The sequence below is a fragment of the Paractinoplanes deccanensis genome (assembly GCF_016862115.1).
GTDB lineage: Bacteria > Actinomycetota > Actinomycetes > Mycobacteriales > Micromonosporaceae > Actinoplanes > Actinoplanes deccanensis.
The window spans coordinates 1-20,383 of record NZ_BOMI01000217.1; the positions used below are offsets into that span (position 1 = coordinate 1).

The following is a 20,383-nucleotide window of genomic DNA, read 5'->3' on the forward strand; positions in this document are numbered from 1 at the left end:
GGACCTTCGCCGGGCGCGCGGTGCTGGTCACCGCCGCGACGGCGGTCGTGTCGGTCATCGTCACCGCGCTGGTCGCGCTTCCCATCGCCGTACGCTCCGCGAACAGCGCCGCCGCCGCGGACCTCTCGGAGAAGTCGGCGCTCGCCGTCGAACTGCTCGCCGGCGAGCGGGCGGCCGCCCGGACCCGGATCGTCAACCGCCTGCGCGACGACGGCATCGCCGTCTACCTGGTCCGGCGTGGCACCGCCGACCGGCCCGGCCTGCCCCCGCGCGTGGTGCGGCAGATCGCGGCCGGGCAGACCGTCGACACCCGCGGCATCGTCGGCGGCGAGACCGTGCTCATCTCCGGGCGGCCGCTCGCCGGCAACGACGCCGGTGTGGTGCTCACCCGCCGGGCCGGGTCCGGCACCGCCGGGCGCGTCCTGAGTGGAGTATGGTTCGCCCTGCTGGCCGGCCTCGTGGGCGGGGTCGGCGCCGGCGCGCTGCTGGCCCACTTCGTCACCCGCCCGCTGCGGCAGGCCGCGCTGGCCGCGAAGCAGCTCTCGGCCGGCGACCGCTCCGTGCGCCTGGCCGTCCGCCCGCCCGCCGAGGCCGCCGAGCTCGCCACCGCCCTCAACCAGCTCGGCGCCGCCCTCCAGCGCAGCGAGGGCCGCGAGCGCGAGTTCCTGCTCTCGGTCTCGCACGAGTTGCGCACCCCGCTCGCCACCATCCGGGGCTACGCCGAGGCGCTCGCCGACGGCGTGGTCACCGGCGAGAGCGCCGGCCGCACCATGCTCGCCGAGGCGGACCGGCTCGACCGGCTCATCTCCGACCTGCTCGTGCTCTCCCGCCTCGAGGCGGCCGACCTGCCCGTCCATCTGGTGCCGGTCGACCTGGCCGACCTCGTGGGCTCGGCGGCCGAGGCGTGGGCGCCGCGCTTCGGCCCGGCCCTGACGACCGAGCTGCCGGACGGGCCGGTCATGGTGAGCACCGACCCGGGCCGCCTCCGCCAGGTGATCGACGGCCTCTGCGAGAACGCGCTGCGGGTGATCCCGGACGGCGCGCCGCTCGTGCTGGCCGTGCACGGCACCGCGGTGGAGATCCGGGACGGCGGCCCGGGCTTCACCGACGAGGACCTGGCGGTCGCCTTCCAGCGCGGCGCCCTCCAGCAGCGCTACCGCCACGAGCGCAAGACCGGCAGCGGCCTCGGCCTGGCCCTCGCCGCCCGCCTCGTCGAGCGCCTGGGCGGCACGATCGAGGCCGCCCACGCCCCCGAGGGCGGTGCGCTGTTCCGCATCACCCTGCCCTCCGGCGAGCTTTACACAACCCGAACATCGGCCTGACGCGGCTCTCGCGCGGCCGAGCGAGAGTCGGCGCCATGACTCGTTCCCGTATCACTGTCGCGATCGCCGGGCTGGGGCTCGCCGGGCTGCTGGCCCTGACGGGCTGCGGCGCGCCGGCGGCGGCCGCGGATGTCGCCGATGAGACGTACGCCCTGACCGCCGTGGGGATGGACGCCCCCGAGCCGTCGCCCTCGCCCAGCGAGAAGGCGAAGGGCAAGCACAAAGCCGCCCGCGCCTACCTGCGCAAGAACACCCTGCACGGCGAGATCGTCGTGCAGGGCAAGGACGGCACCCGCACGGTCGTGGTCCAGCGGGGCACCGTCACCGCGACCGCCGACGGCACCCTCACCGTCAAGTCCACCGACGGCTTCACCCAGACCTGGACCGAGGACGAGAACGTCACCGTCCGTGGCGACCTGAAGACCGGCGCCGAGGTCGGCGTCGCGGGCCGCAAGGAGGCCGGCAAGCCCATCGCCCACCTCGTCGTCGTCAAGAAGAAGTAGCCCTCCCGAATTCGCGTGAGCCCGCGACGTCACCCATTCATGCATGTGCAGCTTTCGATTGAGCTTCCTACGCTGCCGGCATGCCAACCGTCCTGCTCCGGGCGCTGGCCGGCACCACAGTGGCCACGCTCCTGGCGGCCGCCGTGGTGACGCCGGCCCACGCCGCCCTTCCCACCCTGGCCGTGGGCGCAACGACCTCCGCCGGCGACACCGTCGGCAGTGGCAACACCTGCGCCGGATTTCTCGACGAACGGGCCAACCTCGGAGATCTGGGGATCCGGCGGGTGTTCGCCTCGGCCGGTCAGCTGCCGCCGTCCGACGCCGTCAGCTGCCACACCACGTACGGGGCGACGCTCTGGTTCTCGTTCAAGACCTCCTGCACGCCGGTCGCCGTGGCCGCCGGCGGCTGTGACACCGAGATCCAGAACATCGCCGCGGCCATGCCGGCCGGCAGCTTCCTCACGTACTTCCACGAACCCGAGGACGACATGACCGGGACGCAGTTCGTGGCCGCCTTCAGCCGGGTCTACGTGGTCGCCAAGGCGGTCAACGCCGCGGTCACGATCGCGCCGATCCACATGTCCTACCAATGGCGGCCCGGCTCTGCGGGGGTGACCAACAACGGGACCGGCGGCGACCGGGAGGTCCGGGACTGGATCGTGCCGGCGGCCTACGCCGACGCCTACGGCCTCGACCTCTACTGGCAGGCCAGCACCCGCGGCAGTGAGCCCGACGACCCGGTCAGCGTCGGCAACGACCCGCGCATGCTCCGCTGGTACAACGCCTTCTCCGCCGCCGGCCGCCCGCTCACCCTGCCCGAGTGGGGCATCGACGACGACCAGGGCGTGCGCGCCTCCCGCGGCCCGGCCATCCGGGCCTCGCGCTCCTGGCTCACCGCCCGCGGCTTCCGGGTCATCGCCTACTGGCAGATGGACAACTGGTACCTCGGCGCCGGCGCGGTCCCGGCCGGCGGCTATCCCGACCCGGACGGTGTCGCCGCCTATCAGGAGCTCGTAGCAGCGGCGTGAGAAAAACGCAGCGCAAAAGAAAACGAACGGCGGCCCGCTGAAACCAGTCGGGCCGCCGTTCGCGGAATGTGTGGGTCAGAGCGGCCGGATGTTCGCCGCCTGGAGACCCTTCTGGCCCTGGGTGACCTCGAACTCGACCCGCTGGTTCTCGTCGAGGCTGCGGAAACCGCTCGTCGCGATCGCCGAGAAATGGGCGAAGAGGTCGGCGCCGCCGTCATCGGGGGTGATGAAGCCGAAACCCTTGTCGCCGTTGAACCACTTCACGGTGCCGGTAGCCATGTCTGCTCCTTCGCAGGCTGTGGGGGCTCGCACTGTGCGGGCCCCGTACGCCGCCGCGTTGATCACCCGCGCCGGAAACGACACGAAAAACGAAAAAGCGCCCGCGGGTCTCAGATAACCCATCAGGCGCCGAAAACGTCTACGGAAATCAAAACTGCAACGAAGCCAACCTAGCACAGATGCCGCCGGCCGCACACCCCGGCGTCGCCACGCCCGCCGGCTCGGCAGCGAATTCGACCGGTGGGAGCAGGCGAGTGGGGGGTCGAGCCGTAGCGGATCAGGAGATGCCCAGGGTGCTCTCCCGGGCGATCAGCCGGTGCTCGGCCCGCAGCTCGACGCCGGGCACCGGTTCGGTGCTGGTGATGCGCTTGATCAGGCGCTCGACGGCCAGTTGCGCGATGGCCTTCTTGTCCGGCTGGATCGTGCTGATCGTGGGGCTGCTGTAGCGGCCGTCCTCGATGTCGTCGTAGCCGATGATCGCCACGTCCTCGGGCACGCGCAGGCCGCGCTGGTGCAGGGTGTGGATGGCGCCCGAGGCGACCAGGTCGCTGTAGCAGAAGACCGCGTCCGGCGGGTCGGCGTGGTCCAGCAGCGCCGCCATCGCGGTCGCGCCGTCGGCGCGGTTGAACCGGGCCGTGCTGATGATGAGGGACTCGTCGACCGGGCGGCCGTGCGCCGCGTGCGCGGCCCGGAAGCCCTGGGTGCGCAACTGTGCCGCCTCGCCGGTCGGGTAGGGCTGATCGCCGATGGCCGCGATCCGCCGGCGGCCGAGCGAGAACAGGTGCGTCACCGCGTCCGTGGACGCGGCGACGTCGTCGATGCCCACGTGGTCGAACGTGCCGTCGGAGACGCGCTCGCCGAGCACCACGAGGGGCAGGTCGGGGTCTCGTACGGCCAGATCCTCCTGGGAGAGGCCGAGCGGGCTGAAGATCATGCCGTCGAAGAGGAAGCGGCGTGACCCGCGCCCGATGAGCTCGCCCTCGTGCTCGCGGTCGCCGTCGGTCTGGTCGACCAGCACGTTGTAGCCGAGCTTGCGGGCCGCCGGGATGATGCCCTGGAGCAGCTCGGCGAAGTACGGCGTGTCCAGATAGGGCACCACGACGACGATCTGGCCGGAGCGCCCGGTCGCGAGGTTGCGGGCGAGCACGTTGGGCCGGTACCCGAGCTGGGCGATGGCCCGCTCGACCTTCTCGCGGGTGGCGTCGGTGACGCGCGCGTAGCCGTTGACCACGTTCGACACCGTGCGCGGCGAGACGCCGGCCAGGTCAGCCACATCACGCAGCGTAGTTTCGCGCATCGAGCCCCCTCGGATTTTCACAAGAATATTTCCGGGACGTTGCCTCTTGCCAGAGCCGAACGGCCGGGGCATAGTCCTTTGCAGCGCTGCAAACGCAATCTACATCACATTTTCGTCCTCGAGTGGTGTACTCCCCCGCCCCTCGGCTCCCACCCCATAACGCACGCCGACATGACAGTCGGTGATATCGGCGTGCGGTCAAGGAGGCCAGGAACCATGCGCTACACCAAGAGAATCGCGGCCACCGCCCTGTGCTTCGCCCTGACGGCGAGCGCCGCCGCCTGCGGTGGCGGCGACGACAGCGGCAGCGGCGGCACCGCCGCGAAGCCGACCAACTGCACCAACAAGATCGTCAATGAGGCCGCGCCCCGGGTCCTCGTCTGGGCCTGGTACCCGAACATGGCCAAGGTCGTCGACAACTTCAACAACCAGCACACCGACGTCCAGGTGTGCTGGACCAACGCCGGCCAGGGCCAGCCCGAGTACGAGAAGTTCCAGACCGCCATCGCGGCGAAGAAGGGCGCACCCGACGTCATCATGCTGGAGGCCGACCAGCTCGTCGGCTTCGAGATCCAGGACGCGCTGGTCGACCTCGTGCCCTACGGCGCCAACGACGTGAAGAAGAACTTCAGCGAGGGCGCCTGGAAGGACGTCTCGCAGGGCGACAAGGTCTTCGCCGCGCCCGTCGACGGCGGCCCGATGGCCCTGATCTACCGCACCGACATCTTCGCCAAGTACGGCGTCAAACCCCCCAAGACCTGGCAGGAGTACGCGGAGTCGGCCGCGAAGGTGAAGGCCGCCGGCGGCCCGGTCTTCGGCGACTTCGGCAGCAACGTCCCCGCCGTCACCACGGCGCTGATGATCCAGAAGGGCGCGCAGCCCTTCGTCTACGACCTGGCCGACAAGCAGAACATCACCATCAAGCTCGACGACCAGGCCACCAAGGACGTGCTGAGCTTCTGGGGCGACCTCGCCAAGAAGGGCCTGGTCGGCAAGGAGGACCAGTTCACCACCGACTACATCTCCGGCATGGTCGGCGGCAAGTACGCGACGTACGTCTCGGCCGCCTGGGCGCCCGGCTACCTGACCGGCGCCGGCGTGGGCAACGGCAAGGAGAAGGGCAAGTTCGCGGTCGCGCCGCTGCCGCAGTGGGACCCGGCCAACCCGGTGAGCGTCAACTGGGGCGGCTCGGCCTTCGCGGTCACCAGCCAGGCCGCCGACAAGGCGAACGCGGCCAAGGTCGCCCTCGGCCTCTACGCCGACGAGGCGTCGCTCACCGACGGCTGGAAGACGCAGACGATCTTCCCGCTCAACCAGAGCGTGCTGAAGTCCGGCGAGTTCGTCAACGCGAAGGTCGACTTCTTCAACGGGCAGACGGCCAACAAGGACATCTACGTCCCGGCCGAGAACGCGTACAAGGGAGCGACCTACAGCCCGTTCACCGTCTACTACTACGCCCAGCTCCAGGCCCAGATCGTGAAGATCAACGAGGGCAAGACGACCGGCGAGCAGGCGGCCACCGACCTGCACAACACGATCGTCGCCTACGCCAAGAGCCAGGGCTTCACGGTGAAGTAGAGATGACCCAGTTACAGACAGCACCGCGTGCCGGCGTACGCGAACAGACAACGCCGAGAAAGAAGCGCAAGCGGATCGCGGGATGGCTGTTCATCCTGCCGTTCCTGGTGGTGTTCCTGGCCTTCCTGGTCGCGCCGCTGCTCTACGCGGGATATCTGAGCCTGTGGACGAAGGGGCTCGCGACCGGCACGACGTTCGCGGGCTTCGACAACTACACGCGAGCCTTCGAGGACCCGTCGTTCCGCAAGGGGCTCTGGTTCGTGCTGCGGTTCAGCCTCGTGGTGATCCCGCTCCAGATCGTCGTGGCGCTGGTCGCCGCGCTCGTGCTCGACGAGGTGACCGGCCGGCTGGCGCGCTTCTCACGGCTGGTCATCTTCCTGCCGTACGCGATCCCGGCCGTGCTCGGCGCGCTCATGTGGGGCTTCCTCTACAGCCCGAGCTTCGGCCCGATCGAGCAGATCGCCACCGCGTTCGACGTGCGCGCGCCGTTCCTGCTCAGCCAGGGCAACATCTTCTACGGCCTGCTCAACGTGGTCACCTGGCAGTGGTCCGGCTACTACATGATCATCATCTACGCGGCGCTGCGCAGCATCGACTCGTCCGTCTACGAGGCGGCCCGCATCGACGGGGCGAGCGCCCGGCAGATCGCCCTGCGCATCAAGGTGCCGATGGTCTCGTCGGCGCTCGTGCTGATCCTGATCTTCTCGCTCATCGGCACCCTGCAGTTCTTCACCGAGCCGCAGATCCTCGCGCCGATCGCGAACGGGTCGGTGACGCCCGACTTCACGCCGAACATCTACGCGTTCAACCTGGCGTTCCGCTACGCGCAGTTCAACTACGCCTCGGCGATCTCGTTCTCGCTCGGCTTCGTGGTCTTCCTGGCGGTGGGCATCTTCATGTTCGCCACCCGCAAGAAGGGGAGCATCTTCACGTGACCAGACCCCGGCACCTCTGGGCGAAGCTGCTGCTGCTGGCGATGGTGTGCTACTTCCTCGTACCCGTGTGGTGGCTGGTGGTGGCCAGCACGAAGAACGCCGAGGGCCTGTTCTCGGGCAAGGGCGCGCTGTGGTTCGCGGGCGGCTTCCACCTCGTCGACAACCTCCGTGACCTGTTCACCTTCAACAACGGCGAATACCTGCGCTGGCTGGGCAACTCCGCGCTGTACGCCTTCGCCGGCGGCATCGGCTGCACGGTCGTCTCGGTGCTGGCCGGCTACGGCTTCGCGAAGTTCCGCTTCCGCGGCCGCAACCTGGTCTTCGCCGCGGTGCTCGGCTCGGTGATGGTGCCGCTGACCGCGCTGGTGATCCCCACCTTCGTGCTCATGTCGAACGTGGGGCTCACCGACACGATCTGGGCGGTCATCCTGCCGTCGCTGCTGAGCCCGTTCGCCGTCTATCTCATGCGGGTCTATGCCTCGGCGTCCGTCCCCGACGAGCTGCTCGACGCGGCCCGCATCGACGGCGCCGGCGAGCTGCGCACCTTCTGGCAGGTCGCGCTGCCGCTCATGCGGCCGGGCGTGGTCACCGTCCTGCTGCTGTCGGTCGTCTCGACCTGGAACAACTTCTTCCTGCCGCTCACCATGCTGTCCAGCTCGAAGCTCTACCCGCTCACCGTCGGCATCGGCCTGTGGGAGCAGCTGGCGAGCTCCAACAACGGCGGCGGCCAGTCCCTGTGGAACCTGATCATCGTAGGGTCGCTGGTGTCGATCGTCCCGCTGATCGTCGCCTTCCTCACCCTGCAGAAATACTGGCAAGGCGGTCTCGCCGTCGGCAGCCTCAAGTAAAGGAACCCTCTTGCTCAACGCCTCGCTCCACCTCGACCCGGCCCGCATCGTGGCCCCGGTGTCGCGCCGCACCTTCGGCTCGTTCGTCGAGCACATGGGCCGGTGCGTCTACGGCGGCATCTACGAGCCGGCGCACCCCTGCGCCGACGCCGACGGCTTCCGCTCCGACGTGCTCGCCCTGGTGCGGGAGATGGGCGTCTCGCTCGTCCGCTACCCGGGCGGCAACTTCGTCTCCGGCTACCGCTGGGAGGACGGCATCGGCCCGGCCGCCGGCCGCCCGGTGCGCCGCGACCTCGCCTGGCACAGCCTCGAGACCAACGAGGTCGGCGTCGACGAGTTCATGCGCTGGGCCGGCAAGGCGGGCGTCGAGGTGATGTATGCCCTCAACCTCGGCACCCGCGGCGTCCAGGAGGCGCTCGACGTCCACGAGTACCTCAACCATCCCGACCGCACGCGCCTGGCGGAGCTGCGCCGCGCGAACGGAGCCGAGAAGCCGTACGGCATCAGCATGTTCTGTCTCGGCAACGAGATGGACGGCCCGTGGCAGACGGGACACAAGACCGCTCGCGAGTACGGGCGGCTGGCCGCCGAGACGGCGCGCGCGCTGCGGGCCGCGCAACCCGAGGCGGAGCTCATCGCGTGCGGCAGCTCCAGCTCGTCGATGCCCACCTTCGGCGCCTGGGAGGCCGAGGTGCTCGAGCTCGCGTACGACCAGGTCGACTACATCTCGGCGCACGCCTACTACGAGCCGCTGGACGGCGACCTCGACTCGTTCCTGGCGTCCGCCGTCGACATGGACCACTTCATCGACAGCGTGGTGGCCACCGCGGACAGCGTCGGCGCCCGGCTGAAGTCGAAGAAGCGCATCAACATCTCGTTCGACGAGTGGAACGTCTGGTACCTGAGCCGCTACGAGGCCTCGCGCTCGGCGATCACCGAGTGGGAGGTGGCGCCCCGCGTCATCGAGGACAGCTACAACGTCGCCGACGCGGTCGTGGTGGGCAGCCTGCTCATCGCGCTGCTGCGCCACAGCGACCGGGTCACCGCCGCCTGCCAGGCCCAGCTGGTCAACGTCATCGCCCCGATCCGCAGCGAGCCCGGCGGCGCCGCCTGGCGGCAGACCACGTTCCACCCGTTCGCCCTGACGTCCCGCCTGTCGCGCGGCGACGTCCTCGACGTCCAGATCGATTCCCCCGTGTACGAGACCGCGCGCTTCGGTGCGGTGCCGGTCGTCGACGCCGTGGCGACCCACGACGACGGCGCCCTGTCGGTCTTCGTGGTCAACCGCCACCGGACTGAGAGCGTGTCGTTCACGTTCCCCGCGGCCGGCCCGGTGACCGAGGCGTGGGTGCTCGGCGACGACGACCTGACCGCCACGAACACCCAGGACGCGCCGGACCGGATCACCCCGCGCCCGCTCGACGTGGCGGCCGGGGACGGCACCGTGCGCGTGACGCTGCCGCCCGTGTCGTGGAGCGCCATCCGCCTGGGCTGACGTCATGTGTATCCCGGCGGGTCGCGGCGCCCCATCCCGGCATGCGACCCGCACCGACTCTCGTGCTGGCGGCCCTGCTCCTGGCGGGGCCGTCAGCGGCCTGCGACTCACGTGACGGCACCCCGGCGCCGGCCGCCGCCCCGCCCACGACGGCGGCGGCTCCCCCGGTGGGCGGCGACGACCAGCCCGGCGTGCGCGACGTGGTCCGCGTCGCGCTCACCGAGAAGCAGAAGAAGGAGATCGTCAAGGCCTGCTCGGACGCCCAGGAGATCACCGCCGACGACAAGTGCCGCGAGGCCCTGCCGTACAAGCTCGCGCCCGAGACGATCGCGCCCGGCGGCGAGACCTGCGGCGAGCACGACTACTGCATGATCCTCGATCGGGTGTCCGGCCAGATCGTCGTGGCCGCCAAGGACGCCGAGGTGCTGCGGCTGCCCGCGCCGGAGCCGGTCATCGACGGCATCGCCTCGGAGCCGCCCTCGCCGGCGCCACCCTCGCCGTCGGACTCGTCGGCGCCCGGCAGCGCGGAGCCGACGGGACAGCCGGAGCCCACGGACGAGCCGCAGCCCACCGACGAGCCGGAGCCCGGCGCTCCCACGGCCGATGCCACCTGAGGACGGCGGCGGCCCGGCCCTCGGGCGGATCGTCGAGCTCGGCCTCCAGGTGCTGGCGCCGGTCACGGCGCTCACCGGGGTGCTCTACTACTTCGGCTACATCCGCTACCAGGAGTTCTTCGCCCACTTCGGGGTCGACCTGACCAGCGCCGGCATCACCCGCGCCGGATTCGTGGTGGGCAGCGCCCGGGTCGCCTTCGGCCCCCTGGCGGCCGCCCTGCTCGTCGCCCTCGCGGCCCTGGCCGGCCACTACGCGCTGACGCCCCGGCTCACCCGGGCCGGCGGGCGCCCGCTCGCCGCCCTCGGCGCCTGCGCCCTCGTCCTCGCCGCCGTCGCGGGAGCCGGGCTCGTGGGGCTGCCGCTCGGCACCGCGCTGCTGCCGCCCGCCGCGCTGATCGGAGCGGCGCTGCTGGCCGGCTACCTGTCGCACCTCGCCGGCCGCCGGGGCGTGCCCGAGCCGCTGCGCGAGACGTTCGACCGCACCCGGACGGCCCGGATCGTGCTGCTCACCGCGACGCTGACGGTGGCCGTCTTCTGGGCCGTCTCCACCTATGCCCGCGAGCGCGGACGCGAGGCGGCCGAGGCGTTCGAGCGCTCCCTGCCGTTGCAGGCCCGGGCCGTCGTCTACAGCCGCGAGCGGCTCTTCATCACCGGGCCCGGCGTCGAGGTCCAGCAGCTGACCGGCCCCGGCGCGAAGTACGGCTACCGCTACAGCGGCCTGCGGGTGCTCACCCACACGGCCGACCGCTGGCTGCTGGTGCCGCCTGTCTGGGACCCCGGCACGTCGACCGTCGTGGTGCTACCCGACATGGCCGAGGAGATCCGCGTCGACCTGGCGCCCTGAGCGCGCCCACGTGCCTTTGCCCTCCCTCTTGGCCGCGTACATGGCGAGGTCGGCGTCGCGCAGCAGCGAGTCGGCGTCGTGGTCGCGGGTGGCGCAGGCGATGCCGATGCTGGCATTCGCGCGCACGGTGATGTCGTCGAACGGGATGGGGTCGGCGAGCTCGCGCAGGATGCGCTGCGACGTGTGCTCCGCGCCCTCGGCGTCGCACTCGCGCAGCAGCACGGCGAACTCGTCCCCGCCGAGGCGGGCCACCACGTCGCCCGGGCGCACGCAGGCGGTCAGCTTCGCGCCCACGCCGGCCAGCAGGACGTCGCCGGCGGCGTGGCCGTGCGTGTCGTTGACCGCCTTGAACCCGTCCAGGTCGATGAGCAGCAGCGAGGTCGGCTCCGCCGGTCCGGTGCGCAGGGCGGTGCCCACCTGTTCGTGGAAGTGGGTGCGGTTGGCCAGGCCGGTCAGCCCGTCGTGCAGGGCCTGGTGGCGCAGCCGGGTCTCGTGCTCACGCAGCTGGTCGATCAGGCGGTTGTTGTCGTGGAACGCGGCGAGCTGGCGGCAGACGACCAGCGCCACGATGACGCCGAGGCCGGCCATCGCACCCCACAGGCGCGGGTGCGGGCCGTGCGGCGTCTCGACGACGACGGTGGTGAAGGCGACGGCGATCGATCCGTACGGCAGCAGGCTGTACGACCGCCGCCGGCGCGCGCCGAACGCCGTGCTCCGGCCGAACCGGGCCACGTCCTCCTGGAGACGCGCGCCGAGCCCGATCAGCAGCGACGGCAGCAGCCGGACCACGAACACGTACGCGGGCAGCGTGCCGTCCGCGCCCGGCTCCAGGAAGAAGCCGACGCTGTTCAGCGCCGCCGCGACGATCATCGGCACGGCGGCGGCCTTGTGCATCGGCGCGTTGCCGCTGAGCACCAGCTTCACCGCGGCGAAGCACGAGGTGAGGATGACGCAGCCGGCGGCCAGCGTGGCGGCGACGTGCTCGTTCTGCTCGGGGCCGATCGCGAAGCAGTACGCCACGACCGCCCCGCCGACCAGCACGGTCGACGAGTCGAGCCAGAACGCCACCTTCTCGCGACGCGAACTGCCCGGCATCGGGTGCAGCAGCATCGCCACGATGATCGCCCCGACCCCCACGGCGAACAGGATCCCCTGCACGGCCCCGCCGCCGGTCGTCTTCTGACCGTGGCCCGTGAGGGCGACGACCGCCTGGGTCGTGTCGCCGGCCGTGAAGAGGACCCCCGCCACCGTCATCACCAGCCAGAAGCGCCGGACCGCGCCGGTGGCCATGCGGTGCACCCGCCAGGCCGAGTACGCGAGCAGCGCGTCGAGCGGTGGCTGGAGCGCCCAGAACACGCGCACCTGGTCGTTGGCCTGGTCGAGCGACCAGAGCAGCCCCGCGCCGGCCAGCGTCCACAGCACGGCGGTCACCAGCAGCGGATCGCGGCGGATCGCGTGCGCCAGCGTGGACAGCACAGACCTTTCGCGCATCACCTTGTCGCTGGGGATCACCTTGTCGTCTTCGGCCGCGAGCGCGCCGATCTGAGCGTCCTCTGCTCCCACTTCAACGTATATCGGAGGTGGGATCTTGCCGCAAGACCCGGGTGGGCGCGCAGAATCCTCCCCGTGACGAGCTATGTCGTACCACTCGAAGAACTCGGCCGGGCCCAGGTGGCGACCGCCGGAGGCAAGGGCGCCCATCTGGGTGAGCTCGCCCGCATCGACGGCGTGCGGGTGCCGCCCGGCTTCTGCGTGACGACCGCCGCGTTCGAGCGGGTCATGGCGGCCACGCCGGCGATCCACGACCGGCTCGAACGGCTGGCGGCGGCCGGGCCGGACGCGGTCCCCACGCTCGCCGGGGAACTGCGCCACATCGTGAGCGCCGTCGCCGTACCGGACGATCTGGCCGCGGAGATCACCGGGCCGATCGTGGCGAACGCCGCCTACGCCGTGCGGTCGAGCGCGACGGCGGAGGACTCGGCGACGGCCTCCTTCGCCGGCCAGCACGACACCTATCTCAACGTGGTGGGCGAGGAGGCGATCCTCGACCACGTGCGCCGCTGCTGGGCCTCGCTCTTCGCCGAGCGGGCGGTCACCTACCGGCTGCGCAACGGCGTCGATCACCGGACGGTGACGATGGCCGTCGTCGTGCAGCGCATGATCTTCCCGCGCGCCGCCGGCATCATGTTCACCGCCGACCCGGTCACCGGCAACCGCCGCACCACCTCCATCGACGCCGGTTTCGGCCTGGGCGAGGCGCTGGTCTCCGGCCTCGTGCACGCGGACGTCTACCGGGTGCGCGACGGCGCGGTCACCGACCGGGCGATCGGCACGAAGAAGCTCGCCGTCGTCGCCTCCCCCGCGGGCGGCACCGAGCACCGCGAGATCGAGCCGGAACGCCAGGGCCTTCCCGTCCTGACCGACGCCGAGATCGTCCGGCTGGAGCGGCTCGGCCGGCACGTCGAGGCCCACTTCGGCAGCCCGCAGGACATCGAATGGTGCCTGGACGACGAGGGGTTCGCGATCGTGCAGAGCCGGCCGATCACCACCCTGTTCCCGATCCCGGCCGCCGCCGACGGCGAGTGGCACGTCTACGTCTCCGTCGGCCACCAGCAGATGATGACCGAGGCGATGAAGCCGCTCGGCCTGTCGGTCTGGAAGGCGACGTCACCGGGCCACATGACCGACGCGGGCGGCCGCCTCTTCGTCGACGTCACCGCGCGCCTGGGCCCCGACCTGATCGCCACGCTGGGCCGCTCCGACCCCCTGATCGGCGACGCCCTGCGCACCGTCACCGGCCTGACAACGCCCGCCCCGGCTCCGCAGCCGGCGGCCTCGTCCCCCGCCCCGCAGCCGGCGGCCTCGTCCCCCGCCCCGCAGCCGGCGGCCTCGTCCCCTGCCCCGGAGCCGATCGAGGCGGATCCGGGGCTCGTCGCCGAGCTGATCGCCGAACGCGAAGCGTCCCTCGCCGCCCTCAAATCGGATATTTCGGGAAAGAGCGGGACGGCGTTGATCGACTTCGTGGTGGCCGACCTCGGGCGGATCCGGGACATCCTCTTCGAGCCCCGCAACATGCAGGTGATCATGGCGGGGATGGAGGCCGCCGGGTGGCTCAACGACCACCTGCGCGACTGGCTCGGCGAGAAGAGCGCCGCCGACGCGCTCGCCCAGTCCGCCCCGCACAACGTCACCTCCGAGATGGGCCTCGCGCTGCTGGACGTCGCTGACGTGCTCCGCCCGTACCCCCAGGTCGTCGCCTTTCTCCAGGACGGCGGCGAGCTCGGCGAGCTGCCCGGGCTGCCCGGCGGGCGGGCGGCGCGCGACGCGATCGAGGGCTACCTCACCTCGTACGGCATGCGCTGTGTCGGCGAGATCGACATCACCCGCCCTCGATGGAGCGAGCAGCCCGCCACGCTCCTGCCGATGATCCTCGGGGCCGTCCGGACGGCCGAGCCCGGCGAGCGCGCCCGCCGTTTCGAGCAGGGCCTGCGCGAGGCCCACCGCAAGGAGCAGGAGATCCTGGCCCGCCTCCGCGACCTGCCCGGCGACGGCGCGGCGAAGGCCGCCGAGACCAAGCGGATGATCGACCGGCTCCGCACCTTCGCCGGCTACCGCGAATACCCGAAGTACCACCTGGTCAGCCGCTATCTGGTCTACAAGACGGCGCTGCTGGCGGAGGCTCGGCGCCTGACCCGCTCCGGCGTGCTCCGGGACCCGGAGGACATCTACTTCCTCACCCTGGAGGAGCTTTCCGAGGTCGTACGCACGCAGCGCGCCGACGCCGAGCTCCTCCGCGACCGCGAGGAGGCGTTCCGGGCGTACGAAACCCTCACCCCGCCCCGCGTCCTCACCTCCGACGGCGAGGCCGTCACCGGCAGCTACCACCGCGACGACCTGCCCGCCGGCACGCTGGCCGGCCTGCCCGTCTCGGCCGGCATCGTGGAGGGCCGCGCCCGCGTGGTGCACGACCCGGCCGTAGCCGACCTGGAGCCCGGCGACATCCTGGTCACCGCCTACACCGACCCGAGCTGGACGCCGGCCTTCGTCACCGTCGCCGGCCTGGTCACCGAGGTCGGCGGCCTGATGACGCACGGCGCCGTGATCGCCCGCGAGTACGGCCTGCCCGCCGTCGTCGGCGTCGAGAACGCCACCCGCCTCATCCGCGACGGCCAGCGCATCCGCGTCCACGGCACCGACGGTTACGTCTCCCCCATCTCCTAGGCGCAGGCCATGCACCGGCGGGCGAACGGCCGCACCTCCAGCCGTTCCCCGCCGATCGGCTTGCCGCAGCGCTCGCAGGCGCCGTACGTGCCCTCGTCGAGCCGCCGCAGCGCGTCGCCGACCTCGGCGATCCGCTCGCGTGCCGCCGCCAGCAGCGCGGTCAGCTGTGCCCGCTCGAACCCGATCGTGGCGCCCTCCGGATCGTGCTCGTCGTCGGCGTTCGAGTCGCGCGACGCGTCGAACAGCGCCTCCAGGTCGCGCGCCAGCGTCGCCGCCTCGGCCTCGGCGCTCGCCCGCAGCCGCACCAGCTCGTCCCGGATCATCCCCGCAGCCTACGGCCCGCAGGCCGCCGCGCGGCCGAGCAGCAGCGCCCGCTCGCGCTCGTTGCGGGTCAGCGACGCCGCCCGCTCGAACTCCGCCCGCGCCTCGTCGCGCCGGCCCAGCCTGACCAGGAAATCGCCGCGCACGCTCGGCAGCAGGTGGTAGTCGCGCAGGACCGCGAAGGCGGTCAGCTGGTCGAGCAGCGCGAGCCCGCTCTCCGGCCCGTACGCCATGGACAGCGCCACGGCCCGGTTCAGCTCCACCACCGGCGACGGCGCCGCCGCGGCCAACAGCTCGTACAGCCCGGCGATGCGCTCCCAGTCGGTGTCCGCGAAGCGGCGCGCCCGCGCGTGGCAGGCCGCGATGGCCGCCTGCAACACGTACGGACCGGGATCGTCCCCGGCCAGCGCCTCGGCCCGCTCCAGCGCGGCCAGCCCCCGGCGGATCAGCACCCGGTCCCAGCGGGCCCTGTTCTGGTCGGCGAGCAGGATCGGCTCGCCGTCCGGGCCGGTGCGGGCCGCCGACCGGGACGCCTGGATCTCCATCAGCGCGACCAGGCCGTGCACCTCGGGCTCGCGCGGGGCCAGCCGGGCCAGGACCCGGCCCAGCCGCAGCGCGTCCTCGCACAGCGCCGGCCGCATCCAGTCGTCCCCGGCGGTGGCCGAGTAACCCTCGTTGAAGATCACATAGACGACCTCCAGGACGGACGACAGCCGCGCGGCCAGCTCGGCACCCCGCGGCACCTCGAACGGCACCCGTGCGTCCGCCAGGGTCTTCTTGGCCCGCACGATCCGCTGCGCCACGGTCGCCTCCGGCACCAGGAAGGCCCGGGCGATCTCGCCGGTGGTCAGGCCGCCGAGCAGCCGCAGGGTCAGCGCGACGCGGGCCTCCGTCGACAGCACCGGGTGACACGCCACGAACATCAGCCGCAGCAGGTCGTCCCCGATGCCGTCGTCCTCGGCGACCGTCACGCCGACATCCGGGCCGAACTCCGGCAGACCCCGGCCGATCTCCTCCAGCTTGCGCCGGAAGGTCTCGTTGCGCCGGATCCGGTCGACGGCCCGGCGCTTGGCGGTGGTCATCAGCCACGCGCCCGGATTGCCCGGCACCCCCTCGGACGGCCACTGCTCCAGCGCCGCGACCAGCGCGTCCTGCGCCAGCTCCTCGGCCACGCCGACATCGCGGACCAGCCTGGCCAGCCCCGCGAGGAGCCGCGGCGCCTCGATCCGCCAGACCGCCTCGATCGCGCGATGGGTGTCGGTGGGCACGCCCGCAAACTACGCCGACCGGTACGCCGGGTCAGCATCCGCCTCCCGCCGCGCCACGGCCTCCCGCTGCTCGGCGCTCAGCTCCTCACCGAAGTCCTCGGCCGTGTACAGCCGCCGGATCTCGATGTTGGTCGGCTCCCCCGCCGTCTTCTGGATCGGGCAGCGCTTGAACCACTCGACACACTCCTCGAGCGACTTCATCTCCACCAGGTAGAAGCCGGCGATGAGCTCCTTGGTCTCGGTGAACGGCCCGTCGATGACGGTCTTCCGCTCGCCGTCGAAGTAGATGCGGACCCCCGTCGAGCTGGGCCCGATGCCCTCGGCGGCCAGAAGCACACCGGCATCGACCAGTTCCTCGATGAACGCCCCCATCGTCTCGAAATCCTCGGCGCTGGGCAGCACACCGGCCTCGCTCGCCGCGGTGGCCTTGGTGATCACCATGAACCGCATCGCTGTCTCCTCATGTCAGGGCGCCATCTCACGTACGCGCTCTCCCCTACGCGTCGTGCGAACGGCCGCCCGTTCGACACCCTGCCAGAAGTTTTTTTCGTCGCGCGCCACCCGCACGGCTGCGATCACCGGTCTCCGAGGGGCGGTTCCCTTGTCACCGTAGCTTTCGGAAGAACGTCCGGACGTCGCCGGCCAGCAGGTCGGGTGCTTCCATGGCGAGGAAGTGGCCGCCCTCGCCGAGCTCGGTCCAGTGCACGATGTGGTGGTCGCGCTCGGCCCAGGGCCGGATCGAGTTGTCCTGACCGGACACGAGGACACCGGTGGGCACGGTCCCGCGCCGTTCCTGCTCGTCGTCTCCCCGGTCGTCGTCGCCTTGTGCGATGGCGGAGAACTCTTCGTAGTAGATCTGAGCGGCGGAGACGGCGGTGCCGGTCAGCCAGTAGATCGACACGTCGGTGAGGATGCGGTCGCGGCTGATGCTGTCCTCCGGCAGCCCCTCTCGCGGGTCGGTGTCCTCCTTGAACTTCTCCACGATCCAGGCGAGCTGGCCGACCGGGGAGTCGGTCAGCGCGTAGCCGACGGTCTGCGGGCGTTTGCTGTTGCACCGCAGGTAGCCGTCGTTGAAGTCCAGCATTCGCTGCCAGCGCCGCCGTTCGGTCTCGTTGAGGCCGTCCGTCTCCCCGTCGGCTCCGGTCGGCGGGGTGACCAGTGCGGCGAGGTGGACGCCGATGACCCGCTCCGGGTCTCGCCTGCCCACCTTGAAACCGACCCAGGCGCCCCAGTCGTAGCCCTGTACGCCGTACCGCTCGTATCCGAGCCGGGCCATCAGTGTCACGAGGATCCCGGCCATCCGGTCCGCGTTCATTCCCGGCCCGGCCAGGGGTGTGGAGAACCCGAATCCCGGCAGCGACGGGATCACCAGGTGGAAGGCGTCGGCCGGGTCGCCGCCGTGGTTGCGGGGATCGGACAGCGGCCCGATGACGTCGAGGAAGTCCACCACTCCTCCGGGCCAGCCGTGCACCAGGAGCAGCGGCGTGGCGTCCGGCTCGGGCGAGGGCACGTGCAGGAAGTGCAGGTTCTGCCCGTCGATGGTGGCCAGGTGCTGCGGGTGCTGGTTGAGCGCCGCCTCCTGTGCCCGCCAGTCGAAGCCGGTGCGCCAGTACTCGGCGATCTCCCGCAGGTAGCCGGCGGGAACGCCACGGCTCCAGCCGACACCGGGCAGCTCTTGCGGCCACCGGGTGTTGGCCAGGCGGGACTTCAGGTCGTCGAGCTGCGACTGCGGGATGTCGATGCGGAACGGGTGGAGGCCGTGCTGGCTGTTCGTCATGCGGCCACGCTAGGAACCGATCAGGACAGTTCCCGTCCTAAGCCTCGGCATCGACGGCTGATCACTGCGGCTGGGGCTTCGCCTTCTGCGGGTAGAAGGTCTCGTTGCGGGCGAGCATCGCGACGAACTCGCGGATCTTGCGTTCCCGGGTCTCGGCTCGCTTGACGGCGTTCAGGCGGTAGATGAGCGCGAAGCGGTTGGCCTTGGTCAGGACGTCGAACATGGCCTGGGCGGCCGGCTCGTCGGCGATCGCGGCCAGCAGGTCGGCGGGGACCTCGGCCTCCGAGGGCGGGGCGTAGGCGGCTGCCCAGCGCCCGTCCGCCTTCGCCGCCTCGACCGCGGCGACGCCGGCGGGGTGCATGCGGCCGTCGGCCTCCAGGCGGGCGACGTGCGCGACGTTGCGCTGCGACCAGGTGCTGCGGGCGCGGCGCGGGGTGTAGCGGATCCACGAACTGCCCTCGTCGCGTCTGCGGGCCTGGCCGTCGATCCAGCCGAAGCACAGCGCCTCGTCGACCGCCTGCTGCCACGTCAGGGTGGTGACGGTGCCACCCTTCTTCGTCAGGGCCAGCCACACGCCCGGCGAGGTGGCGTGATTGTCGAGCAGCCACGCGCGCAGCGCCTGCGCGTCCGCGACGATCAGTTCCTCCAGCTCCGCGTTCCCCATGGAGGCAGGCTAGCCGGAGGGCGCCTCAGATGCGGGCCCCGGAGGGCGCCTCACATGCGGGCTCGCAGGACGTCGATCTCGCAGCCCGGCGCGGACGGGTCGAAGCCGTGCTCGGTCAGCCAGCGGATCGCGAGCAGGCTGCGCAGCGACCACCAGGCGCGGATGACGTCCCGGTCGGCGTCGGCGCCGTAGCCGGCGAGGAGGTCGTCGAGGCGCTCCTCGTGTCCCAGCGTCAGGGTGGCCAGGTCGAAGAGGGCGTCGCCGCGGCTCGCCTCGGACCAGTCGATGACGCCGGTGAGCTCGTCGCCGTCGACGAAGACGTGGGTGATCTGGAAGTCGCCGTGGATGAAGGCCGGGGTCCACGGCCGCAGCGCGGCCTCGGCGATCCGGCGGTTGCGGGTGACCAGGTCGGCGGGGAGCACGCCGTTGCCGATCAGCCAGGCGCATTCGGTCTCGAGCTCCGCGGCGAACTGGCCGGCGCTGCGGCCGGGCCAGGGCGGCAGCGGCTGCTCGTGCAGCTTGCGCGCGGCGGCACCGGCGGCGGCCCACGCCGCGGGCGACGCGTCCGACGGCTCGCCGAGGCGGCCAAGCGCCTTGCCGGGCAGGGCGGCCAGCGCCAGCACGGGCGGTTTGCGCCACAGCACCTGAGGCGTGGGGATCGGCACCCTCTCCATCGCCGCCACCTCGACGTCGGTGTACGCCTGATTGCCGTCGATCTTGAGGAACACGTCGCCGACGCGCAGGGTCGCGCGCTGCCGATGGGCGACGACGACCTCCACGTTCTCCACGCCGGTCATCATCGTGGGCCGCCCGCCGGCCGTCACCGCATTTACCGGGGACGCGACCAGGGATCGTCCCTGGGGCCGGCGGGCCGCGACGGCGGAAAGCTGGGGTCATGTGGTCATCCGAGGATGCGGCGGTTCTCGCCGCGCGGCAGTCGCTGGTGCTGAGCGTGGGCGCGAGCAGCGGCGAGAGCGTCGAGCTGGGCATGGTCGTCGTGGACGGCGACCTGTACGTACGGGCGTTCCGCGGGCGCCGTTCGGGCTGGTTCCGGGCCGCCCTGGCCGACCCGCGCGGCCGCATCACGGCCGGCCCGATCGAGCGGGACGTGCGCCTGTCGGCGGGGCCCGGACCGGCCGAGGCGCTCGACGCGGCCTACCGCGCGAAGTACGGCGCCAACGCCGGCCTCGTCACCGGCCCGCGGGCCCACGAGGCCACGTTGCGCCTCGACCCGGGCTGGTGAGCCCAGGTCTTCGGATGGCGCATCGCGGCAGCTGGGCTCAGTCGCGCAGTTCCGCCAGGGTGGCACCGGCGACGATGCGGGCGATGTTGCCGCGGTTGTCGCTGTGGGCCAACCGCTGGGCAAGGGCGTCGAGGTCGTCGATGTCG

20 protein-coding genes are annotated in these 20,383 nt (G+C 71.7%); 11 read left to right on the top strand and 9 right to left on the bottom strand.

Annotated features, from left to right (window positions below):
* From Ade02nite_RS48335 to Ade02nite_RS48345, 3 genes are all read left to right on the top strand, one after another.
* The coding region (locus Ade02nite_RS48335) for a sensor histidine kinase (protein WP_438871031.1) at nt 1-1,322 on the top strand (1,322 nt) is incomplete at its 5' end.
* 35 nt (nt 1,323-1,357) lie between these two features.
* Nucleotides 1,358-1,825 carry a hypothetical protein gene (locus Ade02nite_RS48340; RefSeq protein ID WP_203778203.1) on the top strand — a complete coding sequence of 156 codons (468 nt, stop codon included), beginning with the start codon at nt 1,358-1,360 and terminating at the stop codon, nt 1,823-1,825.
* An 80-nt stretch (nt 1,826-1,905) separates the two neighbouring features.
* A complete protein-coding gene (locus tag Ade02nite_RS48345) occupies nt 1,906-2,853 on the top strand; it encodes a hypothetical protein (RefSeq protein WP_203778204.1) in 948 nt (315 codons plus the stop codon).
* A 75-nt stretch (nt 2,854-2,928) separates the two neighbouring features.
* On the opposite strand, the gene Ade02nite_RS48350 is transcribed toward Ade02nite_RS48345, so the two are convergent.
* Together Ade02nite_RS48350 and Ade02nite_RS48355 are read right to left on the bottom strand one after the other, a co-directional pair.
* Nucleotides 2,929-3,132: a cold-shock protein gene (locus tag Ade02nite_RS48350; protein ID WP_203778205.1), complete on the bottom strand. Its 204-nt coding sequence runs from the start codon at nt 3,130-3,132 to the stop codon at nt 2,929-2,931.
* A gap of 277 nt (nt 3,133-3,409) precedes the next feature.
* Nucleotides 3,410-4,405, bottom strand: coding sequence for a LacI family DNA-binding transcriptional regulator (locus Ade02nite_RS48355; protein WP_239169626.1), 996 nt, complete (start codon nt 4,403-4,405; stop codon nt 3,410-3,412).
* Nucleotides 4,406-4,645: 240 nt separating this feature from the next.
* Here Ade02nite_RS48355 and Ade02nite_RS48360 point away from each other — a divergent pair, with 240 nt between their 5' ends.
* The 6 genes from Ade02nite_RS48360 to Ade02nite_RS48385 are packed head-to-tail and all read left to right on the top strand — an operon-like array spanning nt 4,646 to nt 10,743.
* Nucleotides 4,646-6,007: an extracellular solute-binding protein gene (locus tag Ade02nite_RS48360; RefSeq protein WP_203778207.1), complete on the top strand. Its 1,362-nt coding sequence runs from the start codon at nt 4,646-4,648 to the stop codon at nt 6,005-6,007.
* A 2-nt stretch (nt 6,008-6,009) separates the two neighbouring features.
* On the top strand, nt 6,010-6,942 hold the full coding sequence (locus tag Ade02nite_RS48365; protein ID WP_203778208.1) for a carbohydrate ABC transporter permease: 933 nt from the start codon (nt 6,010-6,012) through the stop codon (nt 6,940-6,942).
* Complete coding sequence (locus Ade02nite_RS48370; protein WP_307871265.1) at nt 6,939-7,790, top strand: carbohydrate ABC transporter permease; 852 nt, start codon at nt 6,939-6,941, stop codon at nt 7,788-7,790. The genes Ade02nite_RS48365 and Ade02nite_RS48370 overlap by 4 nt, the downstream gene beginning before the upstream one ends.
* Before the next feature lie 10 nt (nt 7,791-7,800).
* Nucleotides 7,801-9,285 (top strand): arabinosylfuranosidase ArfA, encoded by a 1,485-nt coding sequence (arfA, locus tag Ade02nite_RS48375; protein ID WP_203778209.1) that lies wholly within the window; start codon nt 7,801-7,803, stop codon nt 9,283-9,285.
* Between the two features lie 41 nt (nt 9,286-9,326).
* Complete coding sequence (locus Ade02nite_RS48380) at nt 9,327-9,899, top strand: hypothetical protein (protein ID WP_203778210.1); 573 nt, start codon at nt 9,327-9,329, stop codon at nt 9,897-9,899.
* Nucleotides 9,889-10,743 carry a hypothetical protein gene (locus tag Ade02nite_RS48385; protein ID WP_203778211.1) on the top strand — a complete coding sequence of 285 codons (855 nt, stop codon included), beginning with the start codon at nt 9,889-9,891 and terminating at the stop codon, nt 10,741-10,743. Before Ade02nite_RS48380 ends, Ade02nite_RS48385 begins: the two co-directional genes overlap by 11 nt.
* Here Ade02nite_RS48385 and Ade02nite_RS48390 read toward each other — a convergent pair.
* Nucleotides 10,699-12,306, bottom strand: coding sequence for a GGDEF domain-containing protein (locus tag Ade02nite_RS48390; protein WP_239169627.1), 1,608 nt, complete (start codon nt 12,304-12,306; stop codon nt 10,699-10,701). The genes Ade02nite_RS48385 and Ade02nite_RS48390 overlap by 45 nt on opposite strands.
* Before the next feature lie 63 nt (nt 12,307-12,369).
* Between Ade02nite_RS48390 and rph the strand changes: the two genes are divergently transcribed.
* Nucleotides 12,370-14,964: a rifamycin-inactivating phosphotransferase gene (gene rph / locus Ade02nite_RS48395; protein ID WP_203778212.1), complete on the top strand. Its 2,595-nt coding sequence runs from the start codon at nt 12,370-12,372 to the stop codon at nt 14,962-14,964.
* Here rph and Ade02nite_RS48400 read toward each other — a convergent pair.
* The 6 genes from Ade02nite_RS48400 to Ade02nite_RS48425 form a co-directional block, all read right to left on the bottom strand.
* Nucleotides 14,961-15,287, bottom strand: coding sequence for a TraR/DksA family transcriptional regulator (locus tag Ade02nite_RS48400; protein WP_203778213.1), 327 nt, complete (start codon nt 15,285-15,287; stop codon nt 14,961-14,963). The two genes, rph and Ade02nite_RS48400, sit on opposite strands and share 4 nt — an antisense overlap.
* Nucleotides 15,288-15,296: 9 nt before the next feature.
* On the bottom strand, nt 15,297-16,553 hold the full coding sequence (locus tag Ade02nite_RS48405) for an RNA polymerase sigma factor (protein ID WP_203778214.1): 1,257 nt from the start codon (nt 16,551-16,553) through the stop codon (nt 15,297-15,299).
* A 9-nt stretch (nt 16,554-16,562) separates the two neighbouring features.
* Entirely contained in the window at nt 16,563-17,003 is a 441-nt protein-coding gene (locus Ade02nite_RS48410; protein ID WP_203778215.1) for a YciI family protein, read from the bottom strand.
* Between the two features lie 154 nt (nt 17,004-17,157).
* The gene (locus Ade02nite_RS48415; protein ID WP_203778216.1) at nt 17,158-18,330 is read right to left on the bottom strand and encodes an epoxide hydrolase family protein; all 1,173 of its coding nucleotides are present in this window, start codon (nt 18,328-18,330) and stop codon (nt 17,158-17,160) included.
* 61 nt (nt 18,331-18,391) lie between these two features.
* Nucleotides 18,392-18,994, bottom strand: coding sequence for a YdeI/OmpD-associated family protein (locus tag Ade02nite_RS48420; protein ID WP_203778217.1), 603 nt, complete (start codon nt 18,992-18,994; stop codon nt 18,392-18,394).
* Between the two features lie 50 nt (nt 18,995-19,044).
* Nucleotides 19,045-19,791, bottom strand: coding sequence for a phosphotransferase family protein (locus Ade02nite_RS48425; RefSeq protein WP_203778222.1), 747 nt, complete (start codon nt 19,789-19,791; stop codon nt 19,045-19,047).
* A 98-nt stretch (nt 19,792-19,889) separates the two neighbouring features.
* On the opposite strand from Ade02nite_RS48425, the gene Ade02nite_RS48430 reads away from it, so the two are divergent.
* On the top strand, nt 19,890-20,237 hold the full coding sequence (locus tag Ade02nite_RS48430) for a DUF2255 family protein (protein ID WP_203778218.1): 348 nt from the start codon (nt 19,890-19,892) through the stop codon (nt 20,235-20,237).
* Nucleotides 20,238-20,383 lie beyond the last annotated feature (146 nt).

What these genes read in the sequence shown, in the direction of transcription:
- Ade02nite_RS48340 (WP_203778203.1), top strand. Translation starts at nt 1,358, where the DNA reads ATGACTCGTTCCCGTATCACTGTCGCGATCGCCGGGCTGGGGCTCGCC.
- Ade02nite_RS48345 (WP_203778204.1), top strand. Translation starts at nt 1,906, where the DNA reads ATGCCAACCGTCCTGCTCCGGGCGCTGGCCGGCACCACAGTGGCCACG.
- Ade02nite_RS48350 (WP_203778205.1), bottom strand. Translation starts at nt 3,132, where the DNA reads ATGGCTACCGGCACCGTGAAGTGGTTCAACGGCGACAAGGGTTTCGGC.
- Ade02nite_RS48360 (WP_203778207.1), top strand. Translation starts at nt 4,646, where the DNA reads ATGCGCTACACCAAGAGAATCGCGGCCACCGCCCTGTGCTTCGCCCTG.
- Ade02nite_RS48365 (WP_203778208.1), top strand. Translation starts at nt 6,010, where the DNA reads ATGACCCAGTTACAGACAGCACCGCGTGCCGGCGTACGCGAACAGACA.
- Ade02nite_RS48380 (WP_203778210.1), top strand. Translation starts at nt 9,327, where the DNA reads ATGCGACCCGCACCGACTCTCGTGCTGGCGGCCCTGCTCCTGGCGGGG.
- Ade02nite_RS48385 (WP_203778211.1), top strand. Translation starts at nt 9,889, where the DNA reads ATGCCACCTGAGGACGGCGGCGGCCCGGCCCTCGGGCGGATCGTCGAG.
- Ade02nite_RS48400 (WP_203778213.1), bottom strand. Translation starts at nt 15,287, where the DNA reads ATGATCCGGGACGAGCTGGTGCGGCTGCGGGCGAGCGCCGAGGCCGAG.
- Ade02nite_RS48410 (WP_203778215.1), bottom strand. Translation starts at nt 17,003, where the DNA reads ATGCGGTTCATGGTGATCACCAAGGCCACCGCGGCGAGCGAGGCCGGT.
- Ade02nite_RS48415 (WP_203778216.1), bottom strand. Translation starts at nt 18,330, where the DNA reads ATGACGAACAGCCAGCACGGCCTCCACCCGTTCCGCATCGACATCCCG.
- Ade02nite_RS48420 (WP_203778217.1), bottom strand. Translation starts at nt 18,994, where the DNA reads ATGGGGAACGCGGAGCTGGAGGAACTGATCGTCGCGGACGCGCAGGCG.
- Ade02nite_RS48425 (WP_203778222.1), bottom strand. Translation starts at nt 19,791, where the DNA reads ATGACCGGCGTGGAGAACGTGGAGGTCGTCGTCGCCCATCGGCAGCGC.
- Ade02nite_RS48430 (WP_203778218.1), top strand. Translation starts at nt 19,890, where the DNA reads ATGTGGTCATCCGAGGATGCGGCGGTTCTCGCCGCGCGGCAGTCGCTG.